Annotated in this window: 14 protein-coding genes; 7 read left to right on the top strand and 7 right to left on the bottom strand. The window is 47.2% G+C overall.

What is annotated here, in order from left to right; translation table 11 throughout:
• Window positions 1-2: 2 nt before the first annotated feature.
• Window positions 3-1,073 carry an LPS export ABC transporter permease LptG gene (gene lptG, locus A7981_RS09880; RefSeq protein ID WP_067267560.1) on the top strand — a complete coding sequence of 357 codons (1,071 nt, stop codon included), beginning with the start codon at window positions 3-5 and terminating at the stop codon, window positions 1,071-1,073.
• 17 nt (window positions 1,074-1,090) lie between these two features.
• Here the strand turns inward: lptG and A7981_RS09885 are convergent, their stop codons facing one another.
• The 3 genes from A7981_RS09885 to A7981_RS09895 are packed head-to-tail and all read right to left on the bottom strand — an operon-like array spanning window position 1,091 to window position 2,492.
• The gene (locus A7981_RS09885) at window positions 1,091-1,540 is read right to left on the bottom strand and encodes a DUF3106 domain-containing protein (protein WP_067267562.1); all 450 of its coding nucleotides are present in this window, start codon (window positions 1,538-1,540) and stop codon (window positions 1,091-1,093) included.
• The gene (locus A7981_RS09890; RefSeq protein WP_067267565.1) at window positions 1,513-1,899 is read right to left on the bottom strand and encodes a DUF3619 family protein; all 387 of its coding nucleotides are present in this window, start codon (window positions 1,897-1,899) and stop codon (window positions 1,513-1,515) included. Before A7981_RS09890 ends, A7981_RS09885 begins: the two co-directional genes overlap by 28 nt.
• Entirely contained in the window at window positions 1,896-2,492 is a 597-nt protein-coding gene (locus tag A7981_RS09895) for an RNA polymerase sigma factor (protein WP_067267567.1), read from the bottom strand. Before A7981_RS09895 ends, A7981_RS09890 begins: the two co-directional genes overlap by 4 nt.
• A 156-nt stretch (window positions 2,493-2,648) precedes the next feature.
• Between A7981_RS09895 and A7981_RS09900 the strand changes: the two genes are divergently transcribed.
• The 3 genes from A7981_RS09900 to A7981_RS09910 are packed head-to-tail and all read left to right on the top strand — an operon-like array spanning window position 2,649 to window position 5,771.
• Window positions 2,649-2,873: a PP0621 family protein gene (locus A7981_RS09900; protein ID WP_067267569.1), complete on the top strand. Its 225-nt coding sequence runs from the start codon at window positions 2,649-2,651 to the stop codon at window positions 2,871-2,873.
• On the top strand, window positions 2,870-4,465 hold the full coding sequence (locus tag A7981_RS09905; RefSeq protein WP_067267570.1) for a PAS domain-containing sensor histidine kinase: 1,596 nt from the start codon (window positions 2,870-2,872) through the stop codon (window positions 4,463-4,465). The genes A7981_RS09900 and A7981_RS09905 overlap by 4 nt, the downstream gene beginning before the upstream one ends.
• Entirely contained in the window at window positions 4,455-5,771 is a 1,317-nt protein-coding gene (locus tag A7981_RS09910) for a sigma-54 dependent transcriptional regulator (RefSeq protein ID WP_067267572.1), read from the top strand. Before A7981_RS09905 ends, A7981_RS09910 begins: the two co-directional genes overlap by 11 nt.
• 13 nt (window positions 5,772-5,784) lie before the next feature.
• Here A7981_RS09910 and A7981_RS09915 read toward each other — a convergent pair whose 3' ends face one another.
• Window positions 5,785-6,786, bottom strand: a complete 1,002-nt coding sequence (locus A7981_RS09915; RefSeq protein WP_067267574.1) for a sodium:calcium antiporter — start codon at window positions 6,784-6,786, stop codon at window positions 5,785-5,787.
• An 86-nt stretch (window positions 6,787-6,872) separates the two neighbouring features.
• On the opposite strand from A7981_RS09915, the gene ampD reads away from it, so the two are divergent.
• From ampD to A7981_RS09930, 3 genes are all read left to right on the top strand, one after another.
• Window positions 6,873-7,427 carry a 1,6-anhydro-N-acetylmuramyl-L-alanine amidase AmpD gene (ampD, locus tag A7981_RS09920; RefSeq protein ID WP_067267577.1) on the top strand — a complete coding sequence of 185 codons (555 nt, stop codon included), beginning with the start codon at window positions 6,873-6,875 and terminating at the stop codon, window positions 7,425-7,427.
• Between the two features lie 89 nt (window positions 7,428-7,516).
• Window positions 7,517-8,620 carry an efflux RND transporter periplasmic adaptor subunit gene (locus tag A7981_RS09925; RefSeq protein WP_067267579.1) on the top strand — a complete coding sequence of 368 codons (1,104 nt, stop codon included), beginning with the start codon at window positions 7,517-7,519 and terminating at the stop codon, window positions 8,618-8,620.
• Window positions 8,617-11,688 carry an efflux RND transporter permease subunit gene (locus tag A7981_RS09930; protein WP_067267585.1) on the top strand — a complete coding sequence of 1,024 codons (3,072 nt, stop codon included), beginning with the start codon at window positions 8,617-8,619 and terminating at the stop codon, window positions 11,686-11,688. The genes A7981_RS09925 and A7981_RS09930 overlap by 4 nt, the downstream gene beginning before the upstream one ends.
• Window positions 11,689-11,789: 101 nt before the next feature.
• Here A7981_RS09930 and A7981_RS09935 read toward each other — a convergent pair whose 3' ends face one another.
• The 3 genes from A7981_RS09935 to A7981_RS09945 form a co-directional block, all read right to left on the bottom strand.
• Window positions 11,790-12,743 carry a DMT family transporter gene (locus A7981_RS09935; protein WP_067267587.1) on the bottom strand — a complete coding sequence of 318 codons (954 nt, stop codon included), beginning with the start codon at window positions 12,741-12,743 and terminating at the stop codon, window positions 11,790-11,792.
• A 77-nt stretch (window positions 12,744-12,820) separates the two neighbouring features.
• Window positions 12,821-13,270 carry an azurin gene (gene azu / locus A7981_RS09940; protein ID WP_067267911.1) on the bottom strand — a complete coding sequence of 150 codons (450 nt, stop codon included), beginning with the start codon at window positions 13,268-13,270 and terminating at the stop codon, window positions 12,821-12,823.
• Window positions 13,271-13,601: 331 nt separating this feature from the next.
• A complete protein-coding gene (locus A7981_RS09945; RefSeq protein WP_067267589.1) occupies window positions 13,602-14,837 on the bottom strand; it encodes a dicarboxylate/amino acid:cation symporter in 1,236 nt (411 codons plus the stop codon).
• Between the last annotated feature and the right edge of the window lie 7 nt (window positions 14,838-14,844).

Below are 14,844 nucleotides of genomic sequence, written 5' to 3' on the forward strand. Positions count from 1 at the left end.
CAATGAAACTTTTAAAACGTTACTTATCGCAGGAAATCATCGCCAGCATCATGCTGGTGATGGTAGCTCTGCTTGCTATGTTCTCTTTTTTCGACCTGATCCAAGAGCTCGAGAACATCGGCAAAGGCACATATGGCATTGAAAAAGTCTTGTTATTCGTTTTACTGAGCATCCCAGGACACGTTTATGAAGTAGTGCCGGTAGCAGTACTGGTCGGCACGATGTATGCACTGGGCCAGTTTTCACGCCATTCTGAGTTGATTATTCTGCGTGTCAGTGGCATCCCTATCTCAAGCATCGCGCTATCTTTATTACGCGTTGGGCTGATCTTTGCCGTGATTACATTTGTTGTCGGCGAGCTTGTAGCGCCCTATAGTGAAAAAACGGCACAAAGATTAAGGGTACAGGCGACTGACTCCGTGGTCGCACAGGATTTTCGTTCAGGGCTGTGGGTAAAAGACGGCAACAGTTTCGTCAATGTAGAAGATATATTGCCGGATGCTGGTTTACTCAATGTGCATATCTACGAGTTTGATCCTGAGTTTCGCTTGCGCACCATCAGTAACGCCAAAAGTGGTCGATTCGAAGACAAAGGTTGGCAGCTAAAAGACGTCACGCAGACGCATTTTGACCAAAACCGGGTAGAAACCAGTTTTTACCCGGAAGCGAAATGGCAATCACTCATCAGCCCTGAATTATTGAATGTGTTACTGGTAGTACCTGAGAAGATGTCGGCGTGGAATCTCTATTTCTTTATTCGCCACTTAAGTGCCAATAAGCAGAAAACCTCACGCCATGAGATCGCGTTGTGGTCAAAGATGGTCTACCCAACTGCATGCTTGGTGATGGTGGTACTCGCGCTGCCTTTTGGCTTCTTACAACAGCGCTCAGGGGGGGCAAGTGCCAAAATCTTTGCTGGCATCATGCTCGGGATTACCTATCAGGTGCTCAATCGGGTATTCGTTCATTTGGGATTATTGAATGACTGGTCAGCCCTGTTTAGCGCGGTAATGCCCACCCTGCTATTCCTGATAGCAGGGCTATTTATGCTATTTATGGTGGAACGTCGTTAGGTTATTAGTGAGATAAACTAACGTGGTGGTGGACGGAAGCCATCCGGTGCATTACCAGAGCCACGGTATTCTCGCCGCAGGTTCTCACGCTCATCTTCCGACAAGTTCTGATATTCGCGCCATTTCTTGCGGAATTCTTCCTTCTTTTCAGGCGGTAGTGCCTTGAATTCCTGATATCGCTTGCGCACATTCTCACGCTCTTCCGGCGTCATCTTGCTCCAATGTGCCATGCGATGTTGCACGCGATCCTGCTGCTCAGGTGTCATCTTCGGATAATCACGCGCGATACTTAACATCTTTTCACGCTGCCAATCAGGCAAGCTATCCCAATCCGCTGAGACTGGTTCCAGTACTTTTCGCTGCTCTTCGCTTAGCTGTTTCCATGCAGGGGTGGAGCCTTCCGCATGGGCATACCCTGTTAACAATCCTAATGTTAAAGTTAGTGCGAGGAGTCTTGCGCTAGCCATGTATCAAAACCTTTATCCAAATAAGCCTCAGGCGGTAATTCCGATCCGAGTATAAAAGCATCGTCCTGCTCAATAACATCCTGTGAAGTCAATTGTTGGGTGGTAATAAAGGCAAAGAATGCGAGAGATGCCAATAGCACCACGATAGTTAAGTTGCGCCCACTAGAGATAGTGTCACCGAATAAGCGCAGGACTCCACCACGGCTATCAGCCATGGCAGTTTGGTGACTGGCGCGCATCGCTGATAAAGCCTGCTGGCGTGCAGTGACAAGCTTATTGACGACATTCGCATCCATAGATGCGAGTTCATCATCAAGCAAAGAGATGATGGCTTTTGCGGTATCTTGTTCGTGATTCATGATTCGGCTCCGGACTTGATCAATCCTTGTTTACTTAAACCAGATTGTTCCAGTATTGCAGATAGCGTGTGTACGGCACGCGAGCAATGTGTTTTAACGCTCCCCTCAGAACAACCCATTGCAGCAGCTGTTTCTGCTACATCCATATCTTCCCAGTAACGCATGACGAATGCTTCCCGTTGACGTGATGGTAATTTTTTTAATGCCGTCTCGATTATAGCAAGTGTTTGCTTACGCTCAAGCTGTGCGTCTGGTTCATCCCTGTTGTCATGATCATCTGATTCAAGCGTCTCTAAAGGATCACGTTCCTCGCCATCTTCATCTCCACCGCCAAATGAAGAGAGCAATGTCGTCCAAAGATTGCGCACCTTTTGTCGACGCCAGTAATCTTTCATCGTATTTTGCAGAATGCGCTGAAACAGCATGGGATACTCGCCCATATCATGCGTGCCGTATTTCTCTGCTAGTTTCAGCATGGCATCTTGCACGATATCAAGGGCCGCATGCTCATCGCGAACTGCATAGACAGTCTGCTTGAATGCACGCCGCTCAACTTGTGCGAGGAAATCGGAGAGTTCTTGTGTGGTAGCCATCTAGTAATATAAAAATCGACAATGTCGTGATTTAACGGTGTCGTGATTCAATCGTATTGCGTACGTTGGAATCGAGTATAGCAGGTTTGAATTTTGTTCTAAGCCGAGCTTTTCGTTACAATCAATCGATCTTCACTTTAAAGAATCAAGTCCACCATGGGAAAGATATTATTCATTGTTATCGCATTATGGCTGATTTTTACCATACTCAAGCGTTACTTTAATAACGTTAACTCCTCAGAAGACAAGCAGGCATCGAAGCGTTCAGAAGATATGGTGCAATGCCATCGATGCGGCATCCATATGCCTAAAAGCGATAGTTTAGTCGTCAATGACCAATATTATTGTTGTGCCGAACACGGCAAAGATCAGGATGTATGAGTGTAGCGACTGAAAATCTCCAGCCACAAATGAGCGATTACTGGCGCTCAATGGGGCTTTTTAATATCTACCGCGTCATCATCGCGTTAGTACTCACAAGCTCCTACTACTTCACTCCGACCAATCAATGGCTCGATAACTACGACAAAACACTGTACCTGCAATGTGCTTACGGTTATGTTGCCATGAGTTTTATTGCGATCATTTTTACATGGATAAAATGGCCAAAATTTAACTTGCTGCTCTCATTGCAAGTCATGACAGACATCGGCTTCATCGTTGCCTTGATGTTTGCCTCTGGCGGCATTAAAAGTGGCTCCAGCTTATTACTGGTGGTCGCTATCGCGGCGGCAAGCCTGATTAGTCGCGGACGACTGGCAATGTTTTATGCAGCAATTGCAACGATTGCCGTGCTGCTAGAACAGTCTTACCAGATGATTTACTGGCGTGAGAGTTACGATGACTACTCACATGCGGTCATGCTGAGCCTCAGCTTTTTCGCTACCGCCTTACTTGCACATAGTCTTGCAAAACGCGCCCACCAAAGTGAGGCTCTGGCATCACAACGCGGCATCGATCTTGAGAACTTGGCGCAGATAAACACCCTGATCACGCAAGAGATTCAGGATGGCGTCTTGGTTGTCGACCAACACTTCAAATTACGCCATCGCAATATGTACGCAAAAACATTATTAGACGTGGATGACGAAGCTTGGCAATCGGAGCTTCTGGATAGCTGTTCGCCAAAAGTAGCCAACCTGATGCGCGACTGGATAGCCAAACAACCGGGTATGGAGTTAAGCACATTGCGTATTAACACATCGGGTAAAGAGCTAAAACTACGCTTCATGCCCATCGCTGCAGAAAGGGCACAGGGTGCCGTCATCTTCATTGAAGACTGGAGTCAGGTACAAGCACAGGCACAGCGCGTAAAACTAGCGGCACTAGGCAGATTGACTGCCAATATCGCCCATGAGATACGCAACCCATTAAGTGCGATCAGCCACGCCAATCAGCTATTACAGGAAGAACTCTCTGACGCATCATCACAACGCCTATTACAGATCACTGCAGATAACGTAAAGCGGCTGGATCAAATCATCAGCGATGTGCTGGAGCTGAATCGAAGAGATCGCACCAACCAGGAAGAGATTCAGCTTGATATATTTCTGCGTGATTTCCATGATCAATTCTGCCAAATTGAAAAAATTCCCGAAAATGGCTTTCAGTTGAATGTCCCATCCAATCAATATTCCGTGCTTTTTGATCATAGACATCTACACCAGATTTTATGGAATACATGTCGTAATGGCTGGCGACATAGCAAGCAGGGAACAAAGAGTCTAAGTTTAACCGTAACCAAGGCATCGCCTGAAAACAACACATTGATTACCATTCAGGATGATGGAGACGGCATTACAGCAGACGCTCGCTCACATTTATTTGAACCATTCTTCACAACAGCGGCGACAGGAACAGGGCTTGGGCTTTATATTGCGCGCGAATTATGTGAAGCTAACGGTGCTAGCATTCAGCATATACCGTCAGAAAGTGAAACTTTATTTACGATCAGCTTAAAAAATGTCCACTAAACCAGCTTGCCTAGTCGTTGACGACGAAACCGACCTGAGTGAACTCATCGTGATGACGCTTGAGCGCATGGGCGTGTCTGCTGATAGCGCAGACAATCTGGACGATGCAAAGTACATGCTTAAGAAACGTGATTACGGTCTATGTCTCACGGATATGCGATTACCTGATGGCAACGGCCTGGATCTGGTGAGGCATATCAATCAGCATTATGCAGGTCTGCCAGTGGCTGTCATCACCGCATTCGGTAGTGCAGATAATGCTGTATCTGCATTGAAGGCAGGGGCATTCGATTACCTGACCAAGCCCATTTCGTTACAGCAATTACGCCCTTTAGTAGAGTCAGCCCTGAAGCTATCGCAGAATGAGCCTATCAAGAGAAATGTCACATTAATTGGACAATCTGCGCTGATCAAGCAGATCAATAGCACGATTGAGAAACTGGCGCGTAATCAGGCACCCGTACTCATTCAGGGGGATACTGGTACAGGCAAGGCACTTGTCGCAAAACTGATTCATGACAATAGTGCCCGCCAAGATAAAGCATTTGTGATTGCCCACTGTAATGCGATTGCAGAAAACCTGATAGAAGAAGTCTTGTTCGGCAACCAGACGAAAGACGGTTTATTCCAGCAGGCAAACGGCGGGACATTACTCATCGATGAGGTCGCTGATCTGCCCTTAGCAACACAGATAAAGGTACTACGCGTCATTCAGGAAAAGAAGGTTTGGCGGGTCGGCAGCACGAATGAAGAACCGATAGACGTCCGTATCATCAGCTCGTCGCAACGCAATCTCACCCAGATGATGGACCAAGGCCGCTTACGCCAGGATCTTTACTATCGTTTGAATGTAGTCGAGCTCAACATGCCGACCTTACGGGAGATCGCAGAGGATATCCCCTTGTTCATCCAGCATTTTCTTGAAAGACAATGTAAATCATCAGGGTGCGCTTTGCTACCTTTAGATAGTGCCGCAAGAAAACTGCTTCTGGAATATAGCTTTCCGGGGAACGTGAAAGAGTTGGAGAATATTCTTGAACGTGCAGTCGCATTATGTGAAAACGGGATCATCAAACCCGAAGATCTGGCATTACCAAAAAATGTAAAATCGCATGAGATGCCAATAGATGCCAACGGGTTGGCACTTCCAGACTTTCTGGAGAATATCGAGAAAACCGCCATCATCAATGCGCTGGAAAAAACCGGGCATAATAAGACAGCTGCTGCAAAACTGCTCGGCGTTAGCTTTCGTACATTGCGCTATAGGTTATCCAAGCTCGGCCTGAGCAAAGATAATGATGAGTAAAAGGCGCCTAACTTTAAGACAAAGCAATCGCTAAATAGATCAAGTACATCAGGCCATTAATCCATAGATGCCATACTTTGATGCCACCTTTAGCGATACATATACGCAGCCAAACAGCGGCTAACAATGTAATCACCAGCCCAGCTAGCACTTCAAGCCGCGGTTCCCAAGGCGTCAGCATAATACCGATCGCAGGTAAGAGCGTACCCTGAAACACCAATGCACCCGTAATATTACCGAACGCCAGTGTATCTTTACCGCGTCGCGCCCATAACACACTGTTTATCTTCTCCGGCAGTTCCGTTGCTATCGGAATAATCAGCAAAGAAAGTAATAAAGCCGATATCCCCATGATCTGCGAGGCGGCGTCAATGCCATGAATGAACCCTTTGGCACCGCCCACAAGCAAACCAAGACCCAATACCAATTGCAGCAAAATGACAGGCAGATTATTAGGCAATCCCAGCCGACATAGGAACATGGCATGCTCGGCTTCTGTACCATGGCCTTCACTAACCAACAATTTAGAAGCCCTGATCGTCAAGATGATATAAAACACATAGATCAACACCATGACGCCGCCTAATGCCCCCCGAACCAATGTTTGTGTATGAGGAATATACAAAGCGATCGCCGCGAACAAGAATGCCATCATGAAGAAATCGAGATCGCGCGTGACGCCAGTCTTCTCTGGATTAAATCGGCCTGTTGCACCACGCTTTGCCAATACGGCAAATGCCATGATAGAGATAGACAGAGTCGCTAGCATCAACGGTGCACCGAGAATCGCACCAACACCGATCTCCTCATTCACCTGAACGTTTTGTGTGCCTGCAAAGAGCGCAAGAATAGGGATCGACGTCTCCGGCAATGCAGTGCCTACAGCCGCAAAAAGAGAACCTGTAACGCCTTCGGATATCTTTAATTTCTCACCCAGATGCTCAAGGGCATTGGTGAAGACTTCTGCAGCGATTAGAATCACAACCAGCATGAAGAACAACTGTAGAAATACCATGTAAGATTTACCTGAGTTAATAACCGATTAAGAAACTTGAGCTTTAGAAATCTGAGTTTACGAAAACCACGGATAGCGCACGGACTATGGACACCATCAAGATCAATCCGCAGGGCATCGCCACTGAAGCAGTCGGTATTATATCGCCTAATTACGATCATCGGCCTGACAACACGCAGATCAGCCTCATCGTCATCCACAACATCAGCCTGCCGCCACAAATATACGGGGGGCAAGGTGTCATTGAGTTATTCACGAATCAACTCGACCCGAACGCACATCCCTACTATGCCGAGATTCACCATCTTAAGGTTTCATCGCATTTCTTTATCCGTCGCGATGGCAGCCTGATGCAATTTGTACCATGCACTGAGCGGGCCTGGCATGCTGGGGCTTCGAGCTGGCAAGGGCATGAGCGCTGTAACGATTTTTCGATCGGCATTGAACTGGAAGGCTCTGATTTCGATGCCTTTGAGAATGCACAATATGACACACTGAACCTGCTGCTTGCAGGATTAAAAAATGCTTACCCTATCCAAGATATCGTCGGGCATTCAGATATCGCACCGGGGAGAAAAACCGACCCTGGCCCGTTTTTCGACTGGTCGAAAATTGTCTCAGTAACAAGCAAAATCGCATAAGCTTATACGAAAATCTTCATCCAAATTTCCAGCCGCAAAAGTTATACTGTGGGGCTAAAAACATCATTATTATTCAGAAAGCATGCTCCATGTTTTTCAACCTAAGGTCTGCCAGCTCAATCGTCTTTATGCTGTGCCTGAGTATTACGCTGTTGGCCTGTGGTAAAAAAGAAGAGGCAGCCAAAAAATCCCCTTCTCCTACATTAATCAGCATCATCGCGGCAAGCAGCACGCAGCTAGAGATTCGTGAAGAGGCTGTAGGCAGTCTGGAAGGTTTGATAGACCCGACTATCGCCGCCGAGATTCCTGCCAGTGTCGTTAAGATACTCGTCAGCCCCGGTAGAATCGTTAAAAAAGGCGATGTATTGGTGCTGCTGGACGCCACAGATGCGAACATACAGCGTCAGGAAGCCCGCGCGGAAGTTGCCAGACTGGAAGCTTTATTAGCCAATCAGGATAAGGTATTGGAGCGCAATAAAGCACTGGTGCAAAAGAACTTCATCTCCCAAAATGCGCTGGATGATATCGCCACCCAGAAAACGGCTTTAAAACAACAGCTCGCAGGCGCACAGGCCAGATTAGCCAACTTGGATTATTCAGGTGGCAAAGCCCGTGTCGTCTCCCCTATTGATGGTGTTGTCGAAAAGCAGATCGTCTCTACCGGCGATTACGTCAAAGTCGGCGACCCATTATTACAATTGATCGGCACACAACGTTTGCGCGCGCATCTTCCTTTCCCTGAAAGTGTCGCCGCAAAAATACAACCGGGGCTCAAAGTCAGGTTGACTACGCCCACATCAGAAACACAAGTCATCTCTAGCGTGCGCGAGATGAAACCTATGGTAGGTGCTAATAGCCGCGCAATCGATGTCACGGCAGATGTCATTGATCAGGCGGGCTGGCAGCCGGGGGCAAGTGTCAATGGCACGATCATCTTAGGTGAACATGCTGAAGCGATCATCGTACCGGAACAAAGCGTGGTGTTACGTCCAGCAGGTGAGGTCGTCTATGTGATCGCAGACAATATCGCGCATCAACGTATCGTCAAAACCGGCTTCCATCAGGAGGGCAATATTGAGATCCTGGAGGGCCTGGCCGCAGGCGAGATCGTTGCGGTAGATGGGGCGGCATTTCTGACAGATGCAGCCAAGGTAGCAGTGCAGGATAGAAGTGCCACCACAGGAAAACCATGACGCTGCCTGAGTTATCGATAAAACGCCATGTATTGGCGTGGATGGTGTCCGGTCTGCTGGTACTGTTCGGCATCATCAGCTATCAGCGCATTGGGGTTGATCGCTTACCTTATATCGAATTCCCCATCATCTCGATCACCACGACCTTAAAAGGCGCGAATCCAGACATCATTGATGCGAGTATCACCAGCATCATCGAAACCTCGGTGAATACCACACCCGGCATCGAACATATCCAGTCATCTTCGTCGCCCGGTGTGTCAGTCATTACCATCACATTCAGCCTGGAAAAGAATATCGATGTCGCTTATAACGAAGTGCAATCGAAGATCAATCAGGTACTGCGCCGATTACCGGACGACATAGACCCGCCTACCCTGCAAAAAGTCGAGACGAACTCGCAACCGATCATGTGGCTTGCATTACGTGGTGATCGCACTGTGCAACAACTCAATCTATATGGTTACAACATACTCAAAAAGAAATTAGAGACCATCAACGGTATAGGTGAGGTAAGGCTTGGTGGCCGCCGTGACCGCACCATACGCGTGAATATTCTACCTGAACGCATGACGGCTTACGGCATTGTGGCAAGTGACCTCATTACCGCTTTTGAGAACGAACATGTACAGCTACCCGGCGGATTCTTGGTTGGTGATAAAGCCGAAAGACTGTTGAAGCTTGATATGGAGTTCCATAGCCTGCGCGATCTGGAAAACATGGTGGTCGCATACCGTGATAGCGCACCGATTAAACTAAAAGATATCGCCGAACTTGAAGATGGCCTGACGGATGATCGCCAGTTGGCGCACTACAATGGCGAACCGACAGTAGGTCTGGGTATCATCAAGATTTCCAATGCCAATACGGTTGCCATTATCGATGAAGTCGAGCGGCGGCTGGATGAGGAGATACGCCCCAATCTGCCTGCAGGCATGCGTATCGATGTATCTACCAATGATGCACTCTTTATCAAAGAGATCGTACTTGCACTGCAAGAGCACTTGATCGCAGGGACATTACTAGCCGCCTTTATCGTGTGGATATTCTTACGCTCCATCCGCTCCACACTCATCATCGCCACTGCGATTCCTGTCTCACTGCTAGGTGCGGTTGCGGTGATGTATTTTTCTGGTTTCACTTTCAACACCATGACATTGCTGGCTTTACTGTTACTTATCGGCGTGGTGGTTGATGATGCCATCGTCGTGCTGGAGAATATCTATCGCCACCGTGAAAGAGCAGATGCTGATCCGACAACTGCAGCCATCAATGGCAGTAAAGAGGTCGCATTTGCTGTAATAGCGGCGACGCTTTCATTAGTCTGTATCTTCGCACCGGTGATTTTCATGGATGGCGTCATCGGAAAATTCTTCAAGTCTTTCGCCGTGGTCGTCACCTGCGGGGTATTGGTATCGCTACTGGTCTCACTCACGCTCACACCCATGTTGTGCTCACGCTACCTTAAAGCAGAGAGTCAAAAAGGTCGATTCTATGAGTGGTTAGGTCGCGTTTTTGCCAGCATGGATAGCTGGTATATCAAGATGCTGGCATGGGCACTTTTACACCGCTGGAAAGTGTTGATCTCCACAGTCATCATCGTTTTAAGCAGTGGTTTGTTATTCAACCACGTCACCAAAGAATTTGCGCCAGAAGCTGACGAAGGGCGTTTTCTCGTTTCAATCAAAACACCGCTTGGTTCAAGTCTGGAGTATACGAACTCAAGGCTTGAATTGATTGAAAAGATACTCGCAAATCACTCATCAGAGATCGCCAGCTATTTCACAACCATCGGGGTGGGTTCACAAGGCCAGGTAAACCAAGGTAATGCCAATATCCGACTGAAAGATCGTAGTGAGCGAAAACTTAGTCAGCAGGCCTTGGTTAAAGTGTTGAAAGAAGAGTTCGAAAAGATTCCGGGCGTAAAAGCATTCCCCTCATCCGTGGCGATCGTTGGCGGGCAACGTCCCGAAAAACTGCAATTCAATATGACCGGGCCTAACCTGCAACAAGTGGGTATGCTCGCCAAAAGCTTGCAGCAAACGTTGAGCAATACCCCGGGTATGGGTAAAGTGGATCTGGATGTTCAACTTGATCTGCCGCAACTTGTGATGAATATTGACCGCGAGCGTGCTGCCAGCCTTGGCCTTTCAGCCAGCGATATCGCTACTGCCATCAGCATGTTCGCTGGCGGTATTGATATCGCCAAATTCAATGATGATCCCGGTGATGGGCAACGTTATGACATTCGTGTAAAAGCCAAAGGTGGCAGCTTCACACAAATGGCAGACCTAAAAAAAATCTATCTCCGCAGCAACACCGGGACTCTTGTCCGGCTTGATACAGTCGCAAGCTTCAAGCAGGAGTTAGGGGCAGCGGTAATCGGACGTTTCGACCTGCAATATGCAGCTAATTTTTACATCAGCCCCACCATTGCATTGGCAGAAGCGGTCAATATCGCCAGAACCAATGCCGCGGCATTATTGCCACCCGGCTATAGCATTCGGCTCACAGGCCAGGCAGAAGAGCTCGAGAAAACCATCAAGAACATGGTATTCGTGTTCACGCTCGCGCTCATTCTGCTTTACATGGTGTTGGCCAGCCAATTCAACTCTTTCCTGCAACCACTCATCATCATGATGGCGCAACCGCTTGCGATTATCGGCGGGGTATTAGCGTTATGGTTAACAGGCAATTCACTCAATATCTTCTCAATGATCGGCCTTGTTTTGCTTATTGGCCTTGTCGCCAAGAATTCTATTCTTCTGGTAGACCTGACCAACCAGTTGCGCAGTGAAGGCAAAGCGATTGATGAAGCATTGAAAGAAGCGTGCCCAATTAGGCTCAGGCCAGTTTTAATGACCTCGCTGACGATCATTCTTGCCCTCCTCCCAGCAGCCCTTGGGTTTGGTGCAGGCTCAGAAACCAATGGGCCACTATCGGTTGCCGTGATTGGCGGGATGATATCCTCCACACTACTGACGCTGGTCGTGGTGCCTGCGGTCTATTCTTTAACCATGCACGGCGTTGAGCGATTCCATCGCTATCAGGCACAAAAACACCACTAGCCATACACGGGTAATGTGTTATTAGACGAGGGGTTTTGATATATAAGTTTAAATATTTAGGGCTAATCTACTTCAGCCACTTAGATTTTCAGCCTGTGATATTACCCTTCGCCAGATATACTTCGGCGCCATTTGAATCCCTGCAAGCTGATCGCCAATACGCCGATCATCACTAAAATGGTACCCAATATTTGCAATTCAGACATCGTCTCATCCAGAAAGAGATAAGCGAGCAAGATTGTAGAAACCGGCCCGACAGAACTCACCAAAGAGGCTTTGCTTGAACCCAATCGCCGAATACCTGAGTTAAGCAATAAAGCGGGCAATACGGTTGCGATCACCGCCATGAGAAAACTAAGCCCGTAAACCTCTACAGGCTGTTGCAGACTCATGAATGGATGCGTCAATACAAAATGCAGCATGCTAAAGCTACAACCTGCCAACATCGTATATGCGGTAAATCGTGCTGTCCCTATACGTTGGATGATGCGTCCATTGAACACAAGGTAGATCGCGTAAACCAAAGCACTCAAAAAAACGAATGTAGCGCCAATCAATGTTGCATGAACGCCTAATGGAGATATCCGTATATCGTGCCCCACCGCTAATCCGATACCGACATAACTCGCCAATAGTGCAAATAGCTCACGTTTTGTAATGCCTTGCTTGAATAACACCGCAGAAATCAATATCACCATAGTCGGATACAAAAAAAGTACCGTCCGCTCTAATCCGGCTGATACATAAGTTAGCCCTGCAAAATCCAGCCATCCCGCAAGATAGACACCGCAAAATCCCAACATGACCAAACTGAACCAGTCTTTAAGCGTTAAGGTTGCAGCTTGCGTGCCATTTTCACGGTTTATCCATAAAGTCAGACAGATAAAGAATGGAGCAGAGAACAGCATGCGCAATGCGAATAGGGTTTCGACATCGACACCATATTGATAAGCCAGCTTGACCAGTACGGCTTTTGATGAAAAACCTATCGCCCCAATAAAAACAAAAATGGAGCCTACTAAAACCGGATGATGCGATTTGATTGAATTATTCATGAATCACTACCAAAAATATGACTGCCATAAAAAAAGGGCAGCTAAGCTGCCCTTTTTTCACTGAATCGTTTGTGTGTTTACACTAACTTAACAGTGCCCTTCATCATCATTGCATGACCAGGGAAAGAACAGAAGAATACATAGTCTGTTCCAGCTGCCAGTTTGCTTACTGAGAACTTAACGCTATCTTTTTCACCTGAACCAACCAGTTTGGTGTGCGCTACAACACGTGCATCACCAGCCTTGATGTAGTTATTGGATTCACCAGCAGCACCGCCATCAGCAATAATCGCTTTTTCATCAGCAGCACTTGCGATGACAACGTTATGGCCCATGATGCTCTTAGCCAAAGAACCTGTATGCTTTAGGTTCACTGTAAAGTCCTTACAGCTCTTGCTGATCTCGATAGCTTTCGTGTTGAATTGCATAGCATCATTCGCTTCAATATCAACAGAGCAGTTAGCAGCAAATGCTGCGCTTGAGAATAAGGTAACAAACAACATTGCGATTAATTTGCAGCTTTTCATATCTACTTCCTCTTCAAAATTAGGCATTGACGCCTATGTTATAAAATCTGTTTTAATAACGCTTTTAAGAACGACACCTGCCAAGCTACTACTTCATTTGAGGTTTGCTTTTAACACTAGCAAATCAAACGTACATCTTGTGGCTGCATTATATACGCTATACGCAAACACAATCAAATGAGAACGATTATCAACTAAGTGAAACATTTGATATTCACTCATTCATTTTATTAATAACGTTTCAAGCAGCAGTTCGACTACATGTTCTAAATATAATTCCCTGCACCCTATGACCCTTAATGAAATCCATTCATCAGACTTAATTACAGGATCACTTGGATTCAACGACTTTCTGCACGATCAGACTACCCACCATGTCACCTTCAACATTGACCGAAGTGCGAAGCGTATCCAACAATCGGTCAATTGGCAACAAAATCGCAATCGCTTCCGCAGGCAAACCAACCGATTGCAATACCATGACCATCGTCACCATGCCCGCACTGGGTATACCAGGCGCGCCAACGGAGGCAAGCATGGCAGTGAAGCAAACGATAAGCTGCTGTGCAAGATTGAGTTCAATGCCGACAAGATTTGCGATAAACAAGGCAGCGGCAGCTTCATATAAAGCGGTGCCATCCATATTGAGCGTAGCGCCCAATGGTACGACAAAGCCTGTGATTTCCTGCGGCACTTTCAGGTTTTGCTGTGTGCAACGTAAAGTCACCGGCATGGTAGCGGAACTGGAAGACGTGGCGAACGCCGTGACCAGCGCATCGCGCGCTCCGCGGAAAAACGTCAGGGGCGAAACACGTGTCACGATATACAGTATCAGCGGCAATACAATGACGCCATGAATCAGGGTCGTACCGCTGACGACCAAAGCGAACTTCCATAGACTGCTAAACAGGCTTACATCTTGTGTCGCTACCAATTTAACAAGCAAGGCCATGATGCCGATCGGGGCAAGGTACATGATCCACCCGACGATACGCATGGAGAGCTCAAGGAATTCTTGAAATAAAGCCAGTATGTTGCGGTAACGTTCTCCACCAACGACCAAGGCAATACCGACGAATAAGGCAAACACCACGACTGCGATCACATTCCCCTGTGCCAGCGCAGCAAAAGGATTCACAAAAAGATCATGCAGAAACTGGATAAAAAAATCGGAAATACTTAAGCGTGTCGCGGGAATCGACTGCATCGAATCTTGAAACATGGAAAGATGCAAACCAGCCCCTGGCTGAAAAATGTGGCTGGCAGTAACGCCAAGCAGAATCGCCACTGTGGTCGAAAATGAAAAGAATATCAGTGTCGTCAGCCACACGCGATGAATCTGTTTATGTGCCTGCAAATTAGCCACGCCGACGACGATTGAACTGAATAATAAGGGAATCAATATCATCTTGAGCAAATCGATGAATACGCCACCCACCAATTTACTTGTGTAGATACTGGCATCGCGAACAGGGGATGCAGGATCAAGATGATTGACAACGAGACCAAGCAGTACGCCCAAACCAGCACCAATCAGAATTTGTGTATTAACACTGGACCATTTCATTTTGGAC

Source organism: Methylovorus sp. MM2 (assembly GCF_001648895.1).
Taxonomy (GTDB): Bacteria; Pseudomonadota; Gammaproteobacteria; order Burkholderiales; family Methylophilaceae; genus MM1.

Excerpts from the sequence above, each read along its gene's own strand:
- ampD (WP_067267577.1), top strand. The coding sequence starts at position 6,873 with ATGGACACCATCAAGATCAATCCGCAGGGCATCGCCACTGAAGCAGTC.
- A7981_RS09900 (WP_067267569.1), top strand. The coding sequence starts at position 2,649 with ATGGGAAAGATATTATTCATTGTTATCGCATTATGGCTGATTTTTACC.
- A7981_RS09930 (WP_067267585.1), top strand. The coding sequence starts at position 8,617 with ATGACGCTGCCTGAGTTATCGATAAAACGCCATGTATTGGCGTGGATG.
- A7981_RS09945 (WP_067267589.1), bottom strand. The coding sequence starts at position 14,837 with ATGAAATGGTCCAGTGTTAATACACAAATTCTGATTGGTGCTGGTTTG.
- A7981_RS09885 (WP_067267562.1), bottom strand. The coding sequence starts at position 1,540 with ATGGCTAGCGCAAGACTCCTCGCACTAACTTTAACATTAGGATTGTTA.
- A7981_RS09915 (WP_067267574.1), bottom strand. The coding sequence starts at position 6,786 with ATGGTATTTCTACAGTTGTTCTTCATGCTGGTTGTGATTCTAATCGCT.
- A7981_RS09895 (WP_067267567.1), bottom strand. The coding sequence starts at position 2,492 with ATGGCTACCACACAAGAACTCTCCGATTTCCTCGCACAAGTTGAGCGG.
- A7981_RS09905 (WP_067267570.1), top strand. The coding sequence starts at position 2,870 with ATGAGTGTAGCGACTGAAAATCTCCAGCCACAAATGAGCGATTACTGG.
- lptG (WP_067267560.1), top strand. The coding sequence starts at position 3 with ATGAAACTTTTAAAACGTTACTTATCGCAGGAAATCATCGCCAGCATC.
- A7981_RS09910 (WP_067267572.1), top strand. The coding sequence starts at position 4,455 with ATGTCCACTAAACCAGCTTGCCTAGTCGTTGACGACGAAACCGACCTG.
- A7981_RS09890 (WP_067267565.1), bottom strand. The coding sequence starts at position 1,899 with ATGAATCACGAACAAGATACCGCAAAAGCCATCATCTCTTTGCTTGAT.
- azu (WP_067267911.1), bottom strand. The coding sequence starts at position 13,270 with ATGAAAAGCTGCAAATTAATCGCAATGTTGTTTGTTACCTTATTCTCA.
- A7981_RS09925 (WP_067267579.1), top strand. The coding sequence starts at position 7,517 with ATGTTTTTCAACCTAAGGTCTGCCAGCTCAATCGTCTTTATGCTGTGC.
- A7981_RS09935 (WP_067267587.1), bottom strand. The coding sequence starts at position 12,743 with ATGAATAATTCAATCAAATCGCATCATCCGGTTTTAGTAGGCTCCATT.